Here is a 19,643-nt window from a genome sequence, read left to right on the forward strand (position 1 = left end):
GGTGCAGTCCAGTGCACTCAATCAACCGCAATTTAGTGCACTTTCACCGTAACACTGCGGTCTCATTTCGAGAAGGCGCTTCGACAAATCCTGCTCGTGGTGCGAAAAGATCGTATCCACAGCGGAGGTGTTGAAACGATTGGCAATTTTTGACGTCGCACCAAAGCAGGCGTTTGCAGGGTCGAAGCATCCCCTGCTCACCCGCGCGCTTCTCCGCTTTGACACGTCGGGCAAAACACTGGCAGAGTGGCATCATCGGAAAATCCGAGCACCCGCACGGAGCAATCCGGTGCGGGTTTTTTCATGCCGAAGGAGGAATGCCGTGATCAGGGAACCATTGTCGCGTGCCGTCGCGTTCCTGAGACGCTTACGAGCTTTGGCTTCCCGCCTGAAGCGGCCCTGATGCCGCCGGTGCCGCGCGAAGCAGCAAAAGCGCGAAGAATGCGGAGACCGAGGCGAGCGCGCTGATCCATAGCGCACTGCGACCCATGTGCTCCACCATCAACCCCAGCACCAGCGGCGCTGCGGCACCCGTCAGCCGCGCCGGGAGCGAAATCATGCCGACCCGCTTCCCGAATCCCACCGGACCAAACAACGCCAGCGGCAGCGTGCCACGCGCAATTGTGATGATCCCGTTGCCGGCACCGTAGAGGACGGCGAAAACCGGCGCAAAGAGTGAACCGCCTGCAATCAAGGCGACAACACCGATCGGATTCATCAGCATGGCGAGCCGCGCCGACAACAGCGGATGGAAACGATTGAGCAAGCCCGCTTCGAGAAGGCGAGCGCCGACCTGAGCCGGGCCGACGAGTGTTCCTGCGAGCAACGCTTGGGCGGGCGTCGCGCCGAACGCGACCAGCATCGAGGGCAGAATTGCCGAAACGCCCGAACTGACGAAGCTTGCAGCCGCAAACATGTAGGCCAGCACGCCCATCGCAAACGTCTCGCTCTGGCGTTCGCCATGCGGGTTCGCTCCGGAAACCGCTTGAGAGGCCTGATCGAGTGGCCTGGCACGCGGTAATGAAAGATTGAGCGGCAGAGCGAGGCAGAGGTGGATGACCGCCCATATCTGGCAGGCCTCACGCCAGCCGTACTCGGCCGCCAACCAGGTCGTGAGCGGCCAGCCAACGGTGCTCGCAAAGCCGGCGATCAAGGTAATGCCGGTGATCGCCTTGCGAGCGCCCGTGCCGTAGATGCGCGTCAGCGTGGCGAATGCCGCTTCGTAAAGACCCATACCCATGCCAATCCCGAGTGTCATCCACGCGGCAATCAGCAACGCCGCGCCATGGGCAACGGACAGCAGCAGCAAGCCTGCGACGAAGATGGCATTCGATGCGCAAGCAAATAACGCCCTCCAAACCGGTCAATCGCATGGCCGACACGCGGCCCGAGAAGTGCGGAGATGACGAGCGCACTCGACAGCGCCGCGAACACATAGGTCGGCGCGAGATCAAGATCCCGCGCGATCGGAGCGGCCAGGACGGCCGGAAGCTAGTAGCTCGACGCCCACGCAATGGTTTGCGTGGTGCCGAGCTTAACGACGACCGCAAGTGAACGAGTAACTTGGCCCGCAAGAACCTGTGTCATGAACAACCACAACCCGAGGCACCGGCCTTCTTGGCTGTTTCGTCGGCCGCGCAGCAGGCCGATGGCTCTTCCATCGCTGGGCCTCCGCAACATCCTGCGGCCTCGCCGGACTCGACGCCTCCGCGCGTACACACGCCGGTCTCCGGCAGCACAAGCTCGACCCTCTCCGCCGCTGCCCTGTCACCGGCGAGATCGGCGGCAATCGACCGGACCTGCTCATAGCCGGTCATCATGAGGAAGGTCGGCGCGCGGCCATACGACTTCATGCCGGCGAGATAGAAGCCCGGTTCGTCATGCGCGAGCTCGCGCACGCCGTGGGGGCGCACGGTCCCGCAGCTGTGTTCGTTGGGATCAATGAGCGGCGCCAGCGCGACCGGCGCCTCGATAGCCGAATTGAGCCGCAGACGCAGCTCGGATAGAAACGAAAAGTCGGGACGCAAGCCCGTCGATACGATCAATTCGTCCACGACCACACTTCGCGCGCCACAGCAGGCGCCGGCCGAAATCTTCATGCGACCTTCGGAGTCCGAGAGATGCGTCACGCCGAATTCGGTCTCGACCCTGATCTTGCTGGAGGTCACGAGCGCGGCAAAGGCACTTCCAAGCTCGCCGCGTGCAGCAAGCTTGTCGTTGCGACCGCCGCCGAAAGCCTTTGCAGGGTCAGCGCCACGCAACAGCCAGACGGCTTGCGTCCCCGGCACCTCGTCGGCGAGACGTGCGAGATCGATCAGCGTGCCGACCGCGGAGTGGCCGGCGCCCAGCACGGCAACGGTCTTTCCGGCATATCTGGAACGACCGGCACCCCGCACGTCCGGCATGCCGTAGGCGACGCGGTCAGCGCGCTCGGCCTCGCCGATCGCCGGCAGGCCGTTGCTGCCGGCAGGACTTGGCGAGAACCATGTGCCTGACGTATCGATCACGGCATCGGCGCGCAGGACTTCAGGCCCCTTGCCGTTCTGATAGCGGACTTCGAAAGGCGCCTGCTCCCTGCCCCTGGTCTTCGCCTTGTCGAAGCCGACACGGCTGATGGCCGAGACGCGGCTGGACGTGCGGATCACCTCGCGCAACGGCGTTCTTGTCGCAAGCGGCTTGAGATATCCCTCGAGCAATTCACCACCGGTCGGATAGGCCTGAGGGTTCGGCGAATTCCAGCCGGTCGGCGCGAGCAGACGCGCGGCGGCCGTGTCGACATTGTATTCCCATGGCGAGAAGAGCTGGACGTGCTGCCATTGGCGGATCGCGTGTCCGGCCTCTGGCCCGGCCTCCAGCACGATGGGCGACATGCCGCGCTCGAGCATGTGCGCAGCTGCCGCGAGACCGACAGGCCCTGCCCCGATGATGGCTACCGTCTTTGCGCCGCCCATTTCGCTACTCCCATCATTCTAGAATCATCGAATAACTGGCCAAAAAAATCAGGCCGCCGATTGAGCGCCGCCGCATTCGGCTTCGTCCGCGCAGCACTCCGCCACCAGGAAATCGACCAGGCCCTGCATCGCATCGTAGTTCGCATGGCAAACAAGCGTCGTGGATTCACGGACCTGACTGACGAGCCCGACCGCAACCAGAGACTTGATGTGATGAGACAGCGTCGATGCCGGGATCTTCAGCTTGTCCTGCAGCCGGCCAACGGGCATGCCGGACCGTCCAGCCCGGACCAGAGCGCGATAGATCTGAAGCCGGGTCCGGTTACCCAGGGCTTCCAGGCGTGCCGCTGCATCGTCGATCTTCATGACAGCATATTGCGACGAGCCGGCTCGCACCGTCAACCGTATTTCTAGAATATTAGAAATAATGACGGTGCCCCTCCTTCCGCGGGTCTCAACAGCACTTTCCGTTCTGCTGGATCGGCGGACAAGGAACTGATCCGTACGAACAATAGACGCAGCAATCGCCGCTCTTCGGCTTGAGCCGGGCTCCGCACCCTCTGCAATCATAGAAGAACTGGCAAGCATCGGTCGGCATGGTCTCAGACGACGCATGGCGACAGACCGGACAGGTAATCGTCGATTGCGTTTGCATGGGCCCCCTCGATCGCGAGCGATGCCGGATTCTAGCCACTCAGCCCGAGCGCGGCCAGCCTGCCCATTCAATTGACGCCCGAACATTATTTCTATAAATCTGGATATATGGAAACCGAAGAAGCGGTCCTCGCGCTCGCGGCGCTGTCGCAATCGACCCGTCTGGAGGCGTTCCGGACGCTGGTCAGGCACGAGCCCGACGGCCTTGCGGCCGGCGACCTCGCGCGCCTGCTGGAAGTGCCGCCGAACACGCTGTCGGCCCATCTCTCGATCCTGACGCGCGCGCGTCTCGTGACCTCCGAGCGGCACGGCCGTTCGATCGTCTACCGCGCCAACCTCGCCGAATTCCGCGATGTCGCGGTTTTCCTGTTGCGTGATTGCTGCGGCGGGCGGCCGGAGGTTTGCGAGCCCGTCGTCGACAGCCTGCAAGCTTGCTGCTCTCCAAAACGAAAGGGGCGAGCCCGTGTCTGACCAGATGTACAACTGGCTGCTTCTTTGTTCTGAACACGCGCCACGCCCAACACCGGAAGTGGGCTGATGGACAATTTCGACCTTTCGAGGCGTCTCGCGGCCGAAGCGCTCGGCACCGGCATTCTCGTCGCCACAGTAGTCGGCTCCGGCATCATGGCGGAGACGCTGACCAAGGACGTCGCGCTTGCGCTTCTCTGCAATACCCTGCCGACCGGCGCCATTCTGGTTGTCCTGATCACCGTGCTCGGCCCGATCTCCGGGGCGCATTTCAATCCCGCGGTCACGCTTGTCTTCACCGGCAGGCGCGAGCTGCCGGTGAACGAGGCCGCACTCTACGTGATTGCGCAGATCGCCGGCGGCATCGCAGGCACGATGGCGGCGCACCTGATGTTCGGATTGCCCCTGCTCGATCTCTCGACCAAGGTTCGAACGGGTGGGCCGCAATGGTTTGCCGAAGCCGTCGCCGCCTTCGGGCTGGTCGCGACGATCCTGGCCGGCATCCGCTTTCAGCGGACGGCGGTGCCCTGGCTGGTCGGCCTTTACATCACAGCGGCCTATTGGTTCACGGCGTCCACATCGTTCGCCAATCCGGCAGTGGCCATCGCGCGTTCCCTGACCAACACGTTCTCGGGCATTCGTCCCACCGACCTGCCCGGATTCATCCTCGCGGAACTCTGCGGAGCGTTCGCCGGCCTACTGCTGATGAACTGGCTGCTCGGACATTCGCGCGCGCCGGCTCCTCTCCCGATGACGGAAACCATCCAATGATCGTCACGATCTATCACAACCCCGACTGCGGCACCTCGCGCAACACGCTGGCGATGATCCGGCAGAGCGGCGTGGAGCCGACCGTCATCGAATACCTCAAGACGCCGCCGTCGCGCGACGCGCTCAAGCAACTGATCGCGACGATGGGAATATCCGTCCGCGCATTGCTGCGCGAGAAGGGAACACCCTACAAGGAGCTCGGCCTCGCTGATCCCAAATGGTCCGATGACGAACTGATCGATCAGATGCTCGCACATCCCATCCTGATCAATCGCCCGATCGTGGTGACGCCAAAGGGCACCCGCTTGTGCCGGCCTTCGGAGGCCGTTGTCGATCTCCTGGACAGTCCCGTCGGCCGGTTCGTGAAGGAGGACGGCGAGGTGATGGAAGCGCGATAGCTTGGTGCCGCCCCACCCCATCAGTTCAACAGACGCCCGGCTTCCTGCCGGTCGTCCGGCCAATGGTGACGACGGCAGCCTAGACCGCCGCCGGCACAGAGCGTGCTGCACGTCTCGCATCAATATACGGCTGGAGCGGAAAGACTTCACCAGCACGCACTTCTTCCGTCAGCACCTTGAAGCGCGCAAGCTCCGTCGGCCCGAACATTGTCGAGATCGCGACGTCAGCCGCATCGCGACCGCGGGCGATGACAATTCGGCCGATGCGAGGATGGTTGTGCCGTGCGTCGAACGTGTACCACTGCCCCCCGATGTAGGCCTCGAACCAGGCGCTGAAATCCATCGGCGCCGGGTCGATGGGAACGCCGATATCGCCGAGATAGCCCGTGCAATAGCGCGCGGGAATGTTCATGCATCGGCACAATGCAATCGCAAGATGGGCGAAATCCCGGCAGACTCCAGTGCGTTCGTGGTGACCTTCTGACGCCGTGCGATCATCTCGGGCAAAGTGATATCCGAATTGAATACGGTCGTGGACGTAATCGCAAATGGACTGCACACGCTGCCAGCCGCCGTTGATATGTCCGAACGTTGACCACGCCAAATCGGCCAGCTTTTGCGTGTCGCAATAGCGGCTGCCGAGCAAATACATCAGGGCAGCATCGGGCAACTCGTCCAACGGCACCTGAGAGGCCTGCGGCGCGACAGCATCAGGCATACCGCTGTCCTCGATGACAAATTCGGTACGAATCTCGATCAGACCTGCAGGTGCAACCAAGCGGGTGCAAACATTGCCGAAAATGTCGGTGTAATCCCTGGTCCGGACATTCGGCGATACACGGATGGCATGGCCAGCCACAAGATCTGTCTGCCGGGACGGATGAACGGTGAGCATGAGCACCATCGGAACGTCCTGAGGACACTTGAACGCGATATCGTAGCCTGCCCGGATTCTCAAAGCCGTCTCCACCCGTGTCATCGTTGACCGTGGGACAGAAAGCGCGCGCACCTTCCACTTGTTCCAGGAATGTGCGCCCAAAACTGCTGAAATGAGGGGCAGTTGTGCGGGACGAACAATGGACTTAGCTCTGGAACCGTCAGCCAATCGTGGCAATATCCACTGCCACGAGCGCCAGTCATGCCCCTCTACACCGTCCATCACACCACGGCCTATCGCTTCCGCCGGCCCGTGAAGCTCGGCCAGCACCAGATGCTGTTCCGGCCGCGCGACAGCTTCGACCAGCGTTTGCTTGCCTGTCGCCTCGAAGTGCACCCTGAACCAGCCGAAGTCCGGTGGATCCATGACGTGTTCGGCAACTGCGTCACGTTGGTCGACTTCAACATTTCGGCCGAGGCGCTGGAGTTTGAGACCACGATTCATCTCGAGCATACGCCGGAGAACACCCCGGACTTCCGGATCGAGGCGTACGCCAGAGAGCACCCCTTCAGCTACGATCGCAGCGAACTGCCGGACCTGGAGCCGTACATCCGCCGTCATTTTCGAGATGACCGAACGGTCGACAATTGGCTGTCCAAGTTCATCGCGCCCGGCCAAAGCCGGCCCACTGGCCAACTGCTGATGACACTGAACGAAGCCATTTCGGAGGGCTTCTCATACCGTCGTCGAACATCACAAGGCACGCAGACGCCCGCCGAAACTCTGGGTCTTCAACAGGGGACATGCCGTGACTTCGCACTGCTGATGATGGAAGCGGCCCGCTCGCTCGGCTTCGCCGCGCGCTTCATCACGGGGTACATCTACGTCCCCGATCGCGATGGACCGGTAAGGCTCGGTGGCGGTTCGACGCATGCCTGGTGTTCGATCTATGTCCCGGGGTCAGGCTGGGTTGAATTCGATCCAACCAACGGCATCGTGGGAAATAGAGAACTGATCAGGGTTGGTGTCGCCCGCAACCCAGCCCAAGCCATCCCGCTGTCAGGCAGCTATTGGGGCGATCCCGATGACGAAGCCGGGATGGAAGTCACGGTCAACGTGAAATCAGAACCTGCCGGGCATGCCCTGATCTGAGCCACCGTACGATTTTCCGCCGCCCGGCCCTTGCTGCTGCCCACGCACTGCGTCAATTCAAACTAGCGCGGACACTCCGCTCCACTGTCGATCCAGGCCTGGACCAGCTCTCCGGCGGCCTGCTGGCTCCCCGGCGCAGGCTTGCGGCCCTCGCCCGGAGTCCAGGCCCAGCCGACGAGATCGTCTCTGGCGACGTGCTCCTGCAGCGCGGCGAGGTCGCGGCCGCCGTTGAGCTGGACATCCTTCAATTGACGGCAGATGTCGCCCAATGATTTGCCCTGCCATGCCATGGACAGCGGCGCAAAGCCCCATCGCGGATGACCGGGAATGCTTCGATAGGTGGCGGCCTCGTGAAGTGTGATGTTGTGCGTCGTATGGCAGCCGGAGCAGCTGACCTCGACATGCCCGGTCTCGGCACGCCAGATTGGCGGCATATGCTCGTGGCGATCGTCGCCCTGCGTCGGATGGTCGCCCGCCGGATGGCAATTCATGCAGCGCGGATTGGTGAGCACCTTGCCGATCTCGTTGAAGATCGCGCGCGAACGCTCAGTCGGGTTCGAGATGGACAAAAAGTCGGCGGGATTTTTCAGTACCGAAGCCGCGGGTGACGGATCCGCAGCGCCCGGCCGGGAAGAAGCCACCGCCCCGACGAAAGCGATAACAACAAGGCTCAAGGCCCGGACGGCTGATTGAGGCGTCCCGATCATGACGTCCTAACCGGCACCTGTCCTGTTTGGTTCCCTTATCGCAGCTTTCTGAGCCAGAGCGCCGTGAGCGTCGCGCGATTGCGCTCGCCGAACTTGGCGTAGATCGACTTGACGTGGAAGTGCGTGGTGTTGGGACTTTGGTCGAGCGTCTGCGCGATCTGCTTTCGGTGCGATGCCGAGCGCCAGCGTGACCGTCGTGCGATTAGTTGCCGGCCGCCTCAACGTCCGACGCCGCCGACCAGTCGCGGACGTCGGTTTACGCCCGGGTTCTCGGCCGACTGGGCGCGCAGCCATACGCGAAAGCTGACGATCTCGGGGCAATCCGCGGTGCCCTCGGGCGCGATCAGCCAATCGCCAAGACCGGATCCCTCATTGACCCGGTCGCAGCGATAGCCTGGATGGTGGCCGAGACCGCGGGCGATCAGCACATCGACCTTGCCTTCGACCAGCTCGTGCAGGCCGGCGGGCTGCAGCACGCGCAAGCCGATCTCGGCATGCGCCCCACGAAACGCCGCAAGATCGAGCCGGCGCAAATCGAGGCTGGCATGCACGCCCAATTGCAGCAGCACCGCACCTGAAGGCTTCAATTGCGAGGTCGCCTCCGCGATGCGGCGAAAGCCATCGGATATCCCGGGCAGATAGGCCTGGCCTGCCGCAGTCAGGATGAGCTGCTTGTGCAGCCGCTCGAACAGCTGCACGCCGAGGCGCGCCTCCAGCGCTTTCACCTGCTGCCCTACGGCTGCGGGCGTCACGTGCAACTCGTGCGCGGCCAGCTTGAAGCTGAGATGGCGCGCGGCGGCCTCGAAGGCGCGGAGCGCGTTGAGCGGTGGAAGGGTGTAGGTCATCGCGCTTCAGTTTGACACCGATGGACCGCGACCTTGCAATAGATTTTCTTGCGCTGAACCGCAGGAATGATGCTTTGCGCCGCGGCGATGTCGCCGGATACGGTCGGCCCGCAATCCGGAGAAACGCCATGCCGCCTGCTCACATCGTCAGCCATAATCCCGCAACGGTCTCCCCTCCCGCAGGCAGCTACAGCCTGGGACTTGAAGTGACGCAGCATCGCCGGCTGCTGTTCATCAGCGGCCAGGTGCCCGAGAGATCCGACGGGAATGTTCCTGAGGGTTTCGAAGCGCAGTGCGAGCAGGCCTGGCGCAACGTCATGGAGGTGCTTGCCGCCGCCGGCCTTGGCGTCGCGCATCTGGTCAAGGTCACCACGTTCCTGACGGACCGCAACCAAGTCGTGACCAACCGCACCATTCGCCGCCAGATGCTCGGGGAGCATCAGCCGGCGCTGACGGTCGTGATCGCCGAGACCGTCGACAGCAAATGGCTGCTGGAGATCGAGGCGATCGCCGCAGAATGAAAGCTACTTTCCGACAAGCCCACGATGCGAGAGTCCAATGGCTGACATGATCCATCCCTTCTACGAACAGCATCGCGACGCCATGGAAGCGGCGATGCGCGATCGATTAGACCTTGCCGAGGCGATGTTGCGCGAGCGCGCGCAGCTCACCGATATCGACGGAATCAGGCAGGAGGTGATGGACGAGTTCGACATCGTGCTCACCCAGACGCCCTATGTCGGCGGCGCGGCGAGCCGCATGAGCGATTTCTTCATGCGCCTGATCGGCTTCATGGCGATCAGCCGCGCGCTGCGGCGGCACGACGTGCCGCTGCCCGTGATCGGCGAGATCGAGCGGGAGACCTACAAGGCGCAATTGCTCACCACGCCCGAGGCAGAACGCCTCGCCGCGGGAGATCAATTCATGTCTCCGGAGAACCAGGTTTTGCTGCGCGAGCAGGCGGCGAAAAGCGTCAGCGCGAGCCATCAGGCCGAATTTCCGGAGGATTTCGTCTACGATTTCGTCGAGCCGGGGCCGCATGACAGCTTTGAATTCGGCATCAACTACAAGGCCTGCGGCTTCTGCAAATTCGCGGCCCGCCATGGCGACAAGGAGATTTTGCCGAACATTTGCGGGCTCGATTTCGACGCCTATGCAACGCGCGGCATTCATCTGGAACGCACGCTGACGCTGGCGGGCGGCGCGAGCCACTGCAATTTCCGCTTCTCGCGGCTGCGCCTCGGCTAATGCGCCCCGCACCGGCAGTTCTCGTAGTCCACGGGATCATGGCTGTTGAAGATCGTCACGCGGCCGCCGTGGCTGAGCTTCAACTCCCTTAGCCGGGCCTGGTTGGCGATGCGGGCCTTGCGGTCCATGTCGACCTTGCGCTGGAAATAGCGAAGCATCAGCGGCGCGCGCGGTGAGGCGTCGAGCTGGGCATGATGGAAATAGCTGTCGCCGGCGTGCAGCAGCCATTTGTCGCCGGAGCGCACCGCGATGCCGCAATGGCCGAGCGTGTGCCCGGCGAGCGGGATCATCAGGATGTCCCCTTCCCGGTCGCCGAGCGCGCGCACGCCCTTGAAGCCGAACCAGTCCTCGCCGGCCTCGCCGTAAAATGACCAGCTCGGCCCGTGGCTCCATTGTCCCGTGATATAGCGCCCTTCGGGCGGCGCGGGCTTGCGCAGCACCGCCATGTCGTATTCGGCGCGATGGACGTGGATCGCGGCATGGGGAAAGTCGGGCACGCCGCCGGCGTGATCACGGTCGAGATGCGTCAGCAGCAAATGGCGCACGTCGGCAGGCGAATAGCCGAGCGCCCTCACCTGCTGCAGGGCCGTCTCCGCCGGATCGAGCTTTGGCGCGGTCTGCCGCAGCCATCGTTTCCCGAGCCGGTCGGGCGTGGCGATATCGCCAAGGCCGATGCCGGTGTCGACCAGAGCGAGGCCGTCATGGGTCTCGATCAGCAGGCAATGGCAGACCATGCGGGCGCGCTGGAACAGGCTGCCGGTGCCGTTCACCAGCCGCCGGCCCATGGGGCACATCGTGCCGGTGTTGAGATGATGGATCTTCATGGATGATGCTCGCCTGTTGTGAACACGGCGTTCTTGCCATCCTCCGATCCATAGGTAAAATATCGAGTATTGATGCTACCTATAGGTCTAGACTATGGATATCCGCGAGCTCCGCTACTTCGCTGCGGTCTACCGTGAACGCAACCTCACGGCCGCGGCGCGCACCTGCTTCGTGTCGCAGCCGTCGATCTCGACCGCGATCACCAATCTGGAGGCCGAGCTTGGCACCACGCTGTTCATCCGGCACAAGAAAGGCGTCGCGCCCACCGCCTCGGCCGAGCAGTTTCATGCGCTCGCCCGCCGCATCATCGACGAGACCGATGCCGCGCGCAGCCTGTTCCGCAAACCCAGCACCAGGACCAATCTGACGCTCGGCCTGATGCGCACGCTCGACGTGCCCCGGACCATCGCGCTGTTGAAGCCGCTGACGGCGCGCAGCGACATCGCGCTCCGGCTCGTGGGCCACGACGAGCGCGCGGATGCAAGGATCATCTCGAAGAGCATGCTTGGGGATGACGAGCATTTCGTCCCGCTGTGGAGCGAGCGCTATGTCGCAGTCCTGCCGCCGTCGCATCCGCTGACGCTGAAGGAGCAGCTTCGAGCCGCCGACCTCGCCGAATTCCCCATGATCGACCGCTGCCATTGCGAGCAGAGCGCGTTCTTCGGTCGCCTCGCGCAGCGGCGCCAGTCCGCGGCGATCGCGCAGTCGGAGGATTGGGCGATGGCGCTGGTCGCGGCCGGCGTCGGCATCGCCATCGTCCCCGAGGGCGTGGCCAAGGGCCATCCGGACGTCGCCATCCGGGAGATCGAGGTGAAGGTCAAACGCGAGGTCGGGCTCGCCTATCGCGCATCAGTGCCGCTGGCGGACGCGCTGAAGGATTTTGTCGGCAAGCTGCGGAAGCAGCGATCCAAACGCGGACGCTGATCGCGCTCGCGTCGTCGCGACGTGATCCGGGAACGCGCAGCTGCGAGTGAGACTATCCGAGCAAGCCCTTCAGGCCGGCGTAGATGGAACCAACGGCTGTCGCGGCGACACCCGCCAGCGGCCCGATGGTCTGCATCAGGTCCTGAATCAGGCGGGCGCGGCGGCGGAGTTGTTCCTCACCGACATGCTGCCCGAGCAGACGCGCCATCCTGAAGGCAAACGCGTTCGGCTTGCCGCCCTGGCCGAGCACGCGCGGCAAGACCTGGAAGATCACGACTCCCAGGATGTTTCCGGAAACGAAAGCGAGCAGAATGCTCGCACCGTATTCGAACACCTCGCGCCATTCGACCCATACCGTCGGCAGGATCGGAACGTCATCGTGGAGGCCCGTCACCGTCAGCATCGCCTGGATGCTGGCGCTGGCGAGCAGCAACGCCAGCACGAACGCCCCCAATGCCGAGACCCGATGCAGAGGATAGGCAGCGAACCCGAACAGCAGGGGGACAACGATCGACGCGATCCGAAGCGGGATTGGAGAGAGGTTGAAGGTGATGGTGATCAGAATATGCGTAATCGTCAGCAGGACGGCCGGAATGACGACGTAGAGAAGGACATGCGTCCCGAAATAGCGCACTGGATTCTTGTACCGCTCGAGCCGGACATTGACCCGGTCGAGATCACGCCTGAGCTTGTCGAGCTCGGCAACGATCTCTTCGATCTCGATGAGCGTCGGCCGCACGACGCGCAAATCGCGCGAGCAGTGCTTGCACGCGATGGCTTCGTCCTTGATCGTCTCGGCGCAGAACGGACACTCCATCGTCAGCGCGACTTCCTACGCCGCATGATGGCTTCGATCTCGTCTCTGGCCTGCGTCAGCTCAACGCGCAGCTGGTCCCGCTTGCGCAGGAGATCGTCGCGCTCCGCAATCAGCGTCGCGGGCACGGCGATGTCTCGCGAACAGGATGTGCAAACCAGCGCGCTATCCGCATTCTCGGCCTTGCAGTAAGGACACGTCACTTCGGTGCGACCTTGAGGGTAAAAATGGCCGTGCCCGGCCGCCCGTCACTATCCTTGATGTCGACCCGCATGGTGTAATCGCCCGGCGGCAATTCCGCATCCTGCATGTTGATCCCGTCGGCCTGCACGAACGGCTTCACCCGGGGCGTCAGATCGACGTTCGGCGTGCGAAGGAAGATCACCTTGACCGATTCCGGATCGATCTTGGCGCCCCCGAATGACTCGAACTTCAATTGGAGCCGCATGGGCGAGGAGACGGAATCACCGGGCGAGACAAACTCCACCTTCGGCCCGCGCAAGATACCGCGTCGGTCGGTCGCGACCGCGCCCTTTGGCGGCGGCAGCTTCGCCTCCTCTTCGGTGATCAATTGTGTTGCCGCTCTCGCTGCTCCCGAAACCAGGAGAGCTGCCGCGATCAGCCCCGACAAAATGTTCAGCTTCATTTCAATTCCAACCCTCTTCACATGCCGTCAGCGCACGCCGCCATCGCCAATGATCGTATACGGTGCCCAGAACAGCGGATGCGCATAGGCGAACTCGGTCTTGCCCTCGCCGTTCAGGTAACCGGGGCCGTCGACGAGGGCCATCATCGCCTGCCGCAGCGCTTCACTCCGCGACAGTTTGGGATCGTCGGCCTGCCGCTTGAACAGATCGGTCACCAGCTGCCGGGCGGATTGCGAATGCACCGACCAGTTCGTCACCAACAGTGCGCGCGTCCCCGCGTAGAAGAACGCGCGACCAAGGCCGGAGGCGGCCTCGGCGCCGGCGCCTGCACCTGCGCCGGTATTGCAGGCGGACAGGATGACCCAGTCGGCATCGAGCTTGAGGCCAAGAATCTCCTCCATGGTGAGGAGCCCGTCGCCGCCTTCGCCCGTCACCGTTGGCGATGACAGTGCGAGCGCCGGCTGCGTCAAACCGTTGAGCTCGCCCGGAACGAGACCGTGCGTGGCAAATGCGAGAATCCTGAAGCCTGAGAGGTTCATCGTCTTCACGGCGCTCTCGGTCGCATTCTTGCCGAGGAACAGCACCTTTGAGGGATCGGCCTGCAGCGCCAATGCGATCGATTTCAGCTCGTCGGCTGTATCGGGAAGACGAGGCAAGAGGCCGAGTTCGGCGCTGTCGACGCCGTCGAGCTTCGGGCTGTTGCGACGCTTCAGCGGCATGCCGCGCGTGACGTTGCCACCCGCGTCGGCGACCTGAACCTTGGCCTGATCGCTCTCTGCCTCAGCCTGTTGATCCTTGTTGAAATAGGGATCGCCAAACGCCACGAGATCCCCGCGGCCGGGCTTGCCAGGCGGCAACTGCCGCAGCGTACGCAAGGCCGCGGCCGACGGCACGGTCGACACAGCGTGGGTGCGCGCAAGCCATGGCACGTTCCGATAGCCGACGAAGAGCGGATCTTCGTCCGCGGCCACCTCGGCCGGCGCCGTCGGCAACAGGGACAGCGGGAGCAGGCCGAGCGCGCCATTCGTGACCACGATCAAATTCTTGGCCGGCTTCCATCCGCTCTCGACCGGCTTCAGCAACAGCTCGTAGAGCTCGTAACCAAGCTTGAGATCAAACGGCGGAATGTCCGAGATCATCGCCGCCTGCGGCTCGAGCGCCTCGCGCAATTTGCGGATCTTGGTCTCGACGTCGCCGATGCTGGCCTTGACAGCCGCGAACGCCACCGGCCCCGACTTCGGCACGGCCCAGACGAAGCTACCGTTCTGTCCGAAATAGAACGACAGCATGGCCTCGTTGTCAGCCAGCGTCGCACGGATTTCGGCGACGGCCGGCGGCTTCGGCGAGACCAGATCGGCATAGGACGGAAACTTCTGCTTGATCTCCTGGCGTGCCTTGTCGCGTTCACCGCGCAAGGCGACGATCGAGGCCTGGATCTGCTGCGCGCCCTTCTCGTCTCGCTCCGCCGAGGGAATGGCGAGGACGTTGGTGAGCGTGCCGAGCTGGGCGTTGACCTGCTTGGTGAGGTCCTGCTCCTTGCGCACGAGCTCGGCCAGCGCGGGATCCTTCGCCGCCGCACGCGCGCTGGAGGCGGCCAGCGCCTGCTGGACGGAGCGGCCGCGGATCGCATCGGCCAGACCGAACGTCTCCTCGCCGATGCCGCTGCCGGTGCCTTCGGCCCGCGCGAGCAGCAGGAAGTAGCTCTCGACGATGGTCTGGAGCCGCTGGCTGCGCGCGGCCACGACGGTCGTGTTCTCGTCGTCGGCGTTCTCGTTTGCGTTCGCCATCATGATCGGAATGGCGGCCTTGAACTCCCGGATCGCGTCGGCATCGCGCCGCGCGCGCATCAATCCGATCGCGAGCGTGCCGCGCGCCGACGCCGCATCGAAATGGTTCTCGCCGACCCGCCCGATCTGCTTCTTGACCAGTTGCTCGGCGGCGGCGATGCCGGCGTCGAGCTGGCCGGAATTGTACAGCGCGAGAATGCGCGCCGGATTGAGCTCGATGACCTGGCGGCGCTGCGGATCCCAATTGGCGACCGCCTTGTCGATCCGCGCAAACATGTCGTTGGCTTCGGCATTCTTGCGCTGCAGATTCAGGATGCCGGCGACCTGCACGAGCAGCTGCACGGTCGACTGCGAGTCGTCCGGCACGCCCACCGCCTTATTGATGTCGAGCGAGACCCGGCCAAGCTGCTCGGCTTCGTCGTAACGTCCTTGGTCGACCAGGATTCCGGCCAATCCCATCACGAAGCGCGGCGTCACCGGATTGTACTTGCCGGTATCCTTCAGGCGCGACAGCAGCGCCCGGCGCGCGTCGACCTCGGCTTCGGCGAGCCTGCCCTGCCGCGCCTTCATGCGCGCCTGATTCAGGATGGTGGTGTCGACTGCCTGCAACAGAATAGTCTCGGCAGGTGGATTGTCCGAGGCCAGAACACCCTTGTTGCCGGCGCGCTTGCGCACCTCGGCGGTGCGATAGGCTGCCTCGGCCTCGGCGAACTGACCCCGCGCTTCGAAAATCTGGCCGCGCGAAATCTCGATCTCGCCCTCCCAGCTCTGGCCGAACTTGCCATAGGAGGCGCGCCAGCCCGGCAATCCACTGGTGCGCGCTTCCTGGATCGCGGTCAGGCTGCGGCGCAGATAGGCTTCGGCCTGGGGGATGTCGCCCATCTGGATCAGGATCGCTGCAACCGAGCGATTGGCGTTGAACTGAAATCCCTTGGCGCCGGGCACGCCGGCAAACTCGCGCAGCAATTTCTGGAGGATTTCAAACGCACGCTTGGGATCGCCCGCAGTCGCATATTGGAACGCCTGGAGCTGCATCATCCGTCCCATCATGTTCGGGCTGGCGACGCCGCGCCCCGCCTCCACGGCCTTGTTGGCATCGGCGGTGGCCTCGGCGAGGCGGCCGAGCTGGGCGCGCGCGTTGGCGCGGTCAAAGTAGAATTGCGCGAGATCCACGCGCGCTTCCTTCCCCGTCGGCACGGCGTCGGCGTCCGATTTCAGCTCCGCAATCAGCTTCTCGTCGGGCTTCTCGCCGTCGAGAATCGCCGTGATGTCGGAGATGCTGCGCGGCGGCGCGACGAAGTCTTTTGGCAAAGCGGTGCCGGGATCGAGCTTAGGCGCCGCTTCCTTCGGCACCTCGACGGCGACATTGGCGCGTCCGTTCGCGGCGTTGAGGGCGGCGAGCACGCAAGCGTGGACCTTCGGTTTAGCCTGGGCGCGGCACCCCTCGATGTCGGCACCGGCCCTGCGACCTCCCTGAGCCTGCATGCAAGCCTGCACGATCGGTTTGCCGACGGTCATCCGGCAGTTCTCGATCGCCGCCTCCTTGGTCAGGGCGGCGGCGGAGCCGGTCGATCCGACAAGGATGGCAAGGGCCAGCAATTTTCGCAGAGGCGTGGAATGTCGACGGGCGTCAAGCGGCATCGCGGAATTGATGCTCATCTCAAAAGACCTTCGTGCAAAATGACTTGGTATAACAGCACGATCCTATCGCTATGGCTTGGGAGAACAAGCACCAATCGGGGCGGTTCGACCAAATGCCGAACAGCGTGGGCCGCGGCCAACACAGGTTCCCGGAGCCCCGTCCCGGTGGCACGGGGACGCGATCCTCGCCAAGGTTGCAGGATTGGCCGCCGTCGCGACGGGCCGGGATCGCTGCTCGTGCCGATGGGAGATGCGGACGCCGAGACGGCGGCAACCGGATGCGTCAGCTCCGGACACAGCGGGTCAAGCCGCTAGCTGACTCGCTCGAAGAGCTTTCAGCCCTTCGAGACGACGGCGCGGTCGTAGACCGGCTGTGCCGCAACCGGTGGATTGGTGGTCTGGGCGGCGAGCTCGCCGATCAGGCGATCGGCATCGGCAGCCATGCCGTCGGGCGCCTGGATCACCAGCCGCTCCAGCGCGAAGCGATAGGACGAGACACGCTGCTCGAGCGACAGTTGCACCCACTGGATGATCAGCGAGTTCTCCTGCATGCGTTCGACAGCATCGGCCTTTTCCTGCGGCGACAGCGCCGAGACGCGCGCCATGCTGGCCTCGCGCTTCTTGTCGAGATCGATGACGCGGATCGCGCTGGCGAAGAACGGCTCGAAGCGGGTGACGTCGTTGCGCACGTCCTCGATCAGCTGCGCATAGCGCGAGGAATGCGAACGATGCGGCTCGTCGATCAGCGTGCGGCCATACATGGTGCGGTCGAACACGATCTTCTGCCGCCACGGCGACGGCAACGCCTTGTAGTCGCCGAACACGCTCTTCCAGGCCGGCCGCGACAGCGGTGGCTCGATCATGGGATAGGCGAGATCGCGAAGCTGGCGCTCCTCGTCGGTCAATTGGAATTGCGAAGCCTTCAGGCCGAGGCTGCCGGTGGCCTCGGCGCCGAGCCAGCTGTGCATATCGTCGCTGCGCATGTTGGCGCGGGTGCGGCCGAAATCGCCGCCGCTACAGCCGGCGAGCGACGCGCCCACAGCCGCGAGCAGGATGGCCGATACGATTGTGCGGATCTGGCGGATGGAGTCCGGCATTGCAAAGGCCGGAACTCAGCGGCGACGACGACGGCGCCCTGGCGCTGTGCCCGCTTCCGGCCCACGATCGCCGTTGGTTTCGTCCGCCTCGCGCTCGATACGGATGACGGGAAGGATCAAAATCGTCCCCATGTCCGCGCGCGGTGTGACGTCCCCCGACGAGCCCACCCGGCGACCGGCCGGAAATTCGATGATGGTCCCCATGTCAGCTCTCTCAATTGCCGCGCGACAAAATGCGCCCCTGCAACATGCGGGTCATTAGGATCAGTTTATGGTTAACGGGGTGTAAACATGGCCTTTGGACCGTAACCGCACGGGCCGGCCCGCGCGTCCCGCTGCGACACGAAAACGGCTGGAATGAGCGGGTTTACTTCACACCTCGTTTTCCTTAACGAGCCTTTAAAGGAACCCCTGATAGGCTGAGGCAACAGTTTCTTCCAAGTTGCGTACGCCTCCATGACCAAGTCGCTGTTTCCCGGATTCGACGGGCTGATGACCCTCTCCCGTCGCGAGGGCGTCGATGTTCGTCCGACGCTGCTGCGGGTGCTGACCGATCTGTATGTCCAGGCGCCCACCCACAGCGAGGACGAGCAGCGGCAATTCATCGAGCTTGCGACGCGGCTGATCGACCAGGTCGACTATGCGACGCGCGCCTCCGTCAAGGCGAAGCTTGCGATCTATCCGCACACGCCGGTCCCAGTCCTCCAGAAGCTCGGGCTGGTCGCGGCGCAGGAAGGCCGCAGGGTGCCGCTGGCGCGTGAAATTCCGCGCGCCGCAATCGCGCCCTCGCCTGCCCGCACGCCGACAGACGCCGAGCAGCGTATGGCCGCCAACATGGCGATGCAGCCGAAGGAAGCGGCCGAGATCCACGACATGTTCTTTGGCGCCGATGCGAGCCAGCGCGCGCTGATCCTGCACAATCTGGCGCAGACCCCGCTGAAGGCCGCGCCGCGGATCCCGACCGTGCGCGCCAGGCGCGCGATCCAGATCCTGGAGATGGCGGCGATCGCGGGCGATGTCGAGAACTTCACCTACGAGCTTGGCGACAGCCTGATCCTGCCCTCGCGCGTCGCAGCGCAGATCGTCGACGACGCCGGCGGCGAAGCGCTCGCCATCGCCGCGCGCGCGCTCGACATGCCGAGCCCCAACTTCCAGCGCATCCTCTTGTTCTTCAAGCCGGAGATCGGCAATTCGGTGGATGCGGTCTACCGGCTGTCGCGGCTCTACGACCGTCTCAGCGACCGCTCCGCGCTGGTGATGCTCGCCGCCTGGCGCGGCTCGACGCTTGCCGTCACGCGCGCAAAATACCAGCCGTCGCTGCACGACAGCGACCGCCAGCGTGCACGCGCCGCGACCGGCCAGACGCGGCCGAGCGTGCAACCGGGCTCGAGCCCGGCGGTGCGCACGGGCTCAGGCGGATCGTCGGAGCGCTGATCGCGCCCCAAGCTCGCCTTTGCGAGGCTAGGTCTTCGCCAGTTCGAGGAAATGCCGCCCCGCGCGGTCTTCGGTCTCGACGATCCACGCGTCAGGATCGAAACGAAGCTCCTTGGTCAGGCGCTCCTCCACCGTGGATTCGGGCTGAGGCTGCGGCCCGGCCGGTACGAAGAAACGATCGACGGGACGGCCATCGTCATAAGAGGTCTGCGGCGCCGGCACGTAGAGCATCGCGTTGCCGTCGAGCAGCGACACCTTGACGAACACCGCGCCCGCCTCCTCGGCGCCGCGATGGCGCACCGCGCCGAACACGCCCTCGGTCTGGCACCGGCGCAGATAAGCTGAGACCCAGATGTTTGATTTCAAACGCATGAGCGCACGATAGGCCAGCGCTGCCATCAGC

23 protein-coding genes and 1 pseudogene are annotated in these 19,643 nt (G+C 64.1%); 8 read left to right on the forward strand and 16 right to left on the reverse strand.

Annotated elements, in window-relative coordinates; translation table 11 throughout:
- Nucleotides 1–367: 367 nt before the first annotated feature.
- The 4 genes and pseudogenes from FXB40_RS45105 to FXB40_RS49715 all read right to left on the reverse strand — a co-directional run bounded on the left by FXB40_RS45105 (nt 368) and on the right by FXB40_RS49715 (nt 3,606).
- Nucleotides 368–1,587: pseudogene (locus FXB40_RS45105) on the reverse strand (MFS transporter).
- Nucleotides 1,584–2,951: an NAD(P)-binding domain-containing protein gene (locus FXB40_RS45110; protein ID WP_148778700.1), complete on the reverse strand. Its 1,368-nt coding sequence runs from the start codon at nt 2,949–2,951 to the stop codon at nt 1,584–1,586. The pseudogene FXB40_RS45105 and the gene FXB40_RS45110 overlap by 4 nt, the downstream one beginning before the upstream one ends.
- 48 nt (nt 2,952–2,999) lie before the next feature.
- Nucleotides 3,000–3,317 (reverse strand): ArsR/SmtB family transcription factor, encoded by a 318-nt coding sequence (locus FXB40_RS45115; protein ID WP_148778701.1) that lies wholly within the window; start codon nt 3,315–3,317, stop codon nt 3,000–3,002.
- 88 nt (nt 3,318–3,405) lie between these two features.
- A complete protein-coding gene (locus tag FXB40_RS49715) occupies nt 3,406–3,606 on the reverse strand; it encodes a GDCCVxC domain-containing (seleno)protein (protein WP_148778702.1) in 201 nt (66 codons plus the stop codon).
- Between the two features lie 107 nt (nt 3,607–3,713).
- On the opposite strand from FXB40_RS49715, the gene FXB40_RS45125 reads away from it, so the two are divergent.
- The 3 genes from FXB40_RS45125 to arsC all read left to right on the forward strand — a co-directional run bounded on the left by FXB40_RS45125 (nt 3,714) and on the right by arsC (nt 5,242).
- Complete coding sequence (locus FXB40_RS45125) at nt 3,714–4,076, forward strand: ArsR/SmtB family transcription factor (RefSeq protein WP_148778703.1); 363 nt, start codon at nt 3,714–3,716, stop codon at nt 4,074–4,076.
- 66 nt (nt 4,077–4,142) lie between these two features.
- Entirely contained in the window at nt 4,143–4,844 is a 702-nt protein-coding gene (locus FXB40_RS45130; RefSeq protein WP_148778704.1) for an aquaporin, read from the forward strand.
- Nucleotides 4,841–5,242: an arsenate reductase (glutaredoxin) gene (gene arsC, locus FXB40_RS45135; RefSeq protein ID WP_148778705.1), complete on the forward strand. Its 402-nt coding sequence runs from the start codon at nt 4,841–4,843 to the stop codon at nt 5,240–5,242. The genes FXB40_RS45130 and arsC overlap by 4 nt, the downstream gene beginning before the upstream one ends.
- Nucleotides 5,243–5,321: 79 nt before the next feature.
- Here arsC and FXB40_RS45140 read toward each other — a convergent pair whose 3' ends face one another.
- Nucleotides 5,322–6,200: a transglutaminase-like domain-containing protein gene (locus FXB40_RS45140; protein WP_148778728.1), complete on the reverse strand. Its 879-nt coding sequence runs from the start codon at nt 6,198–6,200 to the stop codon at nt 5,322–5,324.
- A gap of 180 nt (nt 6,201–6,380) precedes the next feature.
- Between FXB40_RS45140 and FXB40_RS45145 the strand changes: the two genes are divergently transcribed.
- Nucleotides 6,381–7,271 (forward strand): transglutaminase family protein, encoded by an 891-nt coding sequence (locus FXB40_RS45145; RefSeq protein WP_148778706.1) that lies wholly within the window; start codon nt 6,381–6,383, stop codon nt 7,269–7,271.
- Nucleotides 7,272–7,333: 62 nt separating this feature from the next.
- Here the strand turns inward: FXB40_RS45145 and FXB40_RS45150 are convergent, their stop codons facing one another.
- From FXB40_RS45150 to FXB40_RS45160, 3 genes are all read right to left on the reverse strand, one after another.
- The gene (locus FXB40_RS45150; RefSeq protein WP_246208350.1) at nt 7,334–7,840 is read right to left on the reverse strand and encodes an Isoquinoline 1-oxidoreductase subunit; all 507 of its coding nucleotides are present in this window, start codon (nt 7,838–7,840) and stop codon (nt 7,334–7,336) included.
- Between the two features lie 173 nt (nt 7,841–8,013).
- Nucleotides 8,014–8,181, reverse strand: coding sequence for a LuxR C-terminal-related transcriptional regulator (locus FXB40_RS50040; RefSeq protein WP_347339815.1), 168 nt, complete (start codon nt 8,179–8,181; stop codon nt 8,014–8,016).
- Between the two features lie 15 nt (nt 8,182–8,196).
- Nucleotides 8,197–8,823 (reverse strand): LysR family transcriptional regulator, encoded by a 627-nt coding sequence (locus tag FXB40_RS45160; protein WP_148778708.1) that lies wholly within the window; start codon nt 8,821–8,823, stop codon nt 8,197–8,199.
- Between the two features lie 128 nt (nt 8,824–8,951).
- Between FXB40_RS45160 and FXB40_RS45165 the strand changes: the two genes are divergently transcribed.
- Nucleotides 8,952–9,344, forward strand: a complete 393-nt coding sequence (locus FXB40_RS45165) for a RidA family protein (RefSeq protein WP_187437574.1) — start codon at nt 8,952–8,954, stop codon at nt 9,342–9,344.
- 37 nt (nt 9,345–9,381) lie between these two features.
- On the forward strand, nt 9,382–10,071 hold the full coding sequence (locus FXB40_RS45170) for an L-2-amino-thiazoline-4-carboxylic acid hydrolase (protein ID WP_148778710.1): 690 nt from the start codon (nt 9,382–9,384) through the stop codon (nt 10,069–10,071).
- Here FXB40_RS45170 and FXB40_RS45175 read toward each other — a convergent pair.
- Nucleotides 10,068–10,895, reverse strand: a complete 828-nt coding sequence (locus FXB40_RS45175) for an MBL fold metallo-hydrolase (RefSeq protein WP_148778711.1) — start codon at nt 10,893–10,895, stop codon at nt 10,068–10,070. The genes FXB40_RS45170 and FXB40_RS45175 overlap by 4 nt on opposite strands.
- A gap of 94 nt (nt 10,896–10,989) precedes the next feature.
- Here FXB40_RS45175 and FXB40_RS45180 point away from each other — a divergent pair, with 94 nt between their 5' ends.
- Complete coding sequence (locus FXB40_RS45180; protein WP_148778712.1) at nt 10,990–11,820, forward strand: LysR family transcriptional regulator; 831 nt, start codon at nt 10,990–10,992, stop codon at nt 11,818–11,820.
- Nucleotides 11,821–11,872: 52 nt separating this feature from the next.
- On the opposite strand, the gene FXB40_RS45185 is transcribed toward FXB40_RS45180, so the two are convergent.
- The 6 genes from FXB40_RS45185 to FXB40_RS45210 form a co-directional block, all read right to left on the reverse strand.
- Nucleotides 11,873–12,637, reverse strand: a complete 765-nt coding sequence (locus FXB40_RS45185; protein ID WP_148778713.1) for a hypothetical protein — start codon at nt 12,635–12,637, stop codon at nt 11,873–11,875.
- A 2-nt stretch (nt 12,638–12,639) separates the two neighbouring features.
- The gene (locus tag FXB40_RS50045) at nt 12,640–12,762 is read right to left on the reverse strand and encodes a hypothetical protein (protein ID WP_283813020.1); all 123 of its coding nucleotides are present in this window, start codon (nt 12,760–12,762) and stop codon (nt 12,640–12,642) included.
- Nucleotides 12,763–12,833: 71 nt separating this feature from the next.
- A complete protein-coding gene (locus FXB40_RS45195) occupies nt 12,834–13,280 on the reverse strand; it encodes a hypothetical protein (protein WP_148778715.1) in 447 nt (148 codons plus the stop codon).
- A 27-nt stretch (nt 13,281–13,307) separates the two neighbouring features.
- Nucleotides 13,308–16,727 carry a CHAT domain-containing tetratricopeptide repeat protein gene (locus FXB40_RS45200; protein WP_148778716.1) on the reverse strand — a complete coding sequence of 1,140 codons (3,420 nt, stop codon included), beginning with the start codon at nt 16,725–16,727 and terminating at the stop codon, nt 13,308–13,310.
- A gap of 317 nt (nt 16,728–17,044) precedes the next feature.
- Complete coding sequence (locus FXB40_RS45205; protein ID WP_148778717.1) at nt 17,045–17,806, reverse strand: hypothetical protein; 762 nt, start codon at nt 17,804–17,806, stop codon at nt 17,045–17,047.
- 15 nt (nt 17,807–17,821) lie between these two features.
- Entirely contained in the window at nt 17,822–18,010 is a 189-nt protein-coding gene (locus tag FXB40_RS45210) for a hypothetical protein (RefSeq protein ID WP_148778718.1), read from the reverse strand.
- A 252-nt stretch (nt 18,011–18,262) separates the two neighbouring features.
- Here FXB40_RS45210 and FXB40_RS45215 point away from each other — a divergent pair, with 252 nt between their 5' ends.
- Nucleotides 18,263–19,240, forward strand: a complete 978-nt coding sequence (locus tag FXB40_RS45215; RefSeq protein WP_148778719.1) for a DUF2336 domain-containing protein — start codon at nt 18,263–18,265, stop codon at nt 19,238–19,240.
- 27 nt (nt 19,241–19,267) lie between these two features.
- Here the strand turns inward: FXB40_RS45215 and FXB40_RS45220 are convergent, their stop codons facing one another.
- On the reverse strand, nt 19,268–19,612 hold the full coding sequence (locus FXB40_RS45220) for a DUF1491 family protein (RefSeq protein WP_148778729.1): 345 nt from the start codon (nt 19,610–19,612) through the stop codon (nt 19,268–19,270).
- Nucleotides 19,613–19,643 lie beyond the last annotated feature (31 nt).

Source organism: Bradyrhizobium rifense (assembly GCF_008123425.1).
In the GTDB taxonomy this organism is placed as follows: domain Bacteria; phylum Pseudomonadota; class Alphaproteobacteria; order Rhizobiales; family Xanthobacteraceae; genus Bradyrhizobium; species Bradyrhizobium rifense.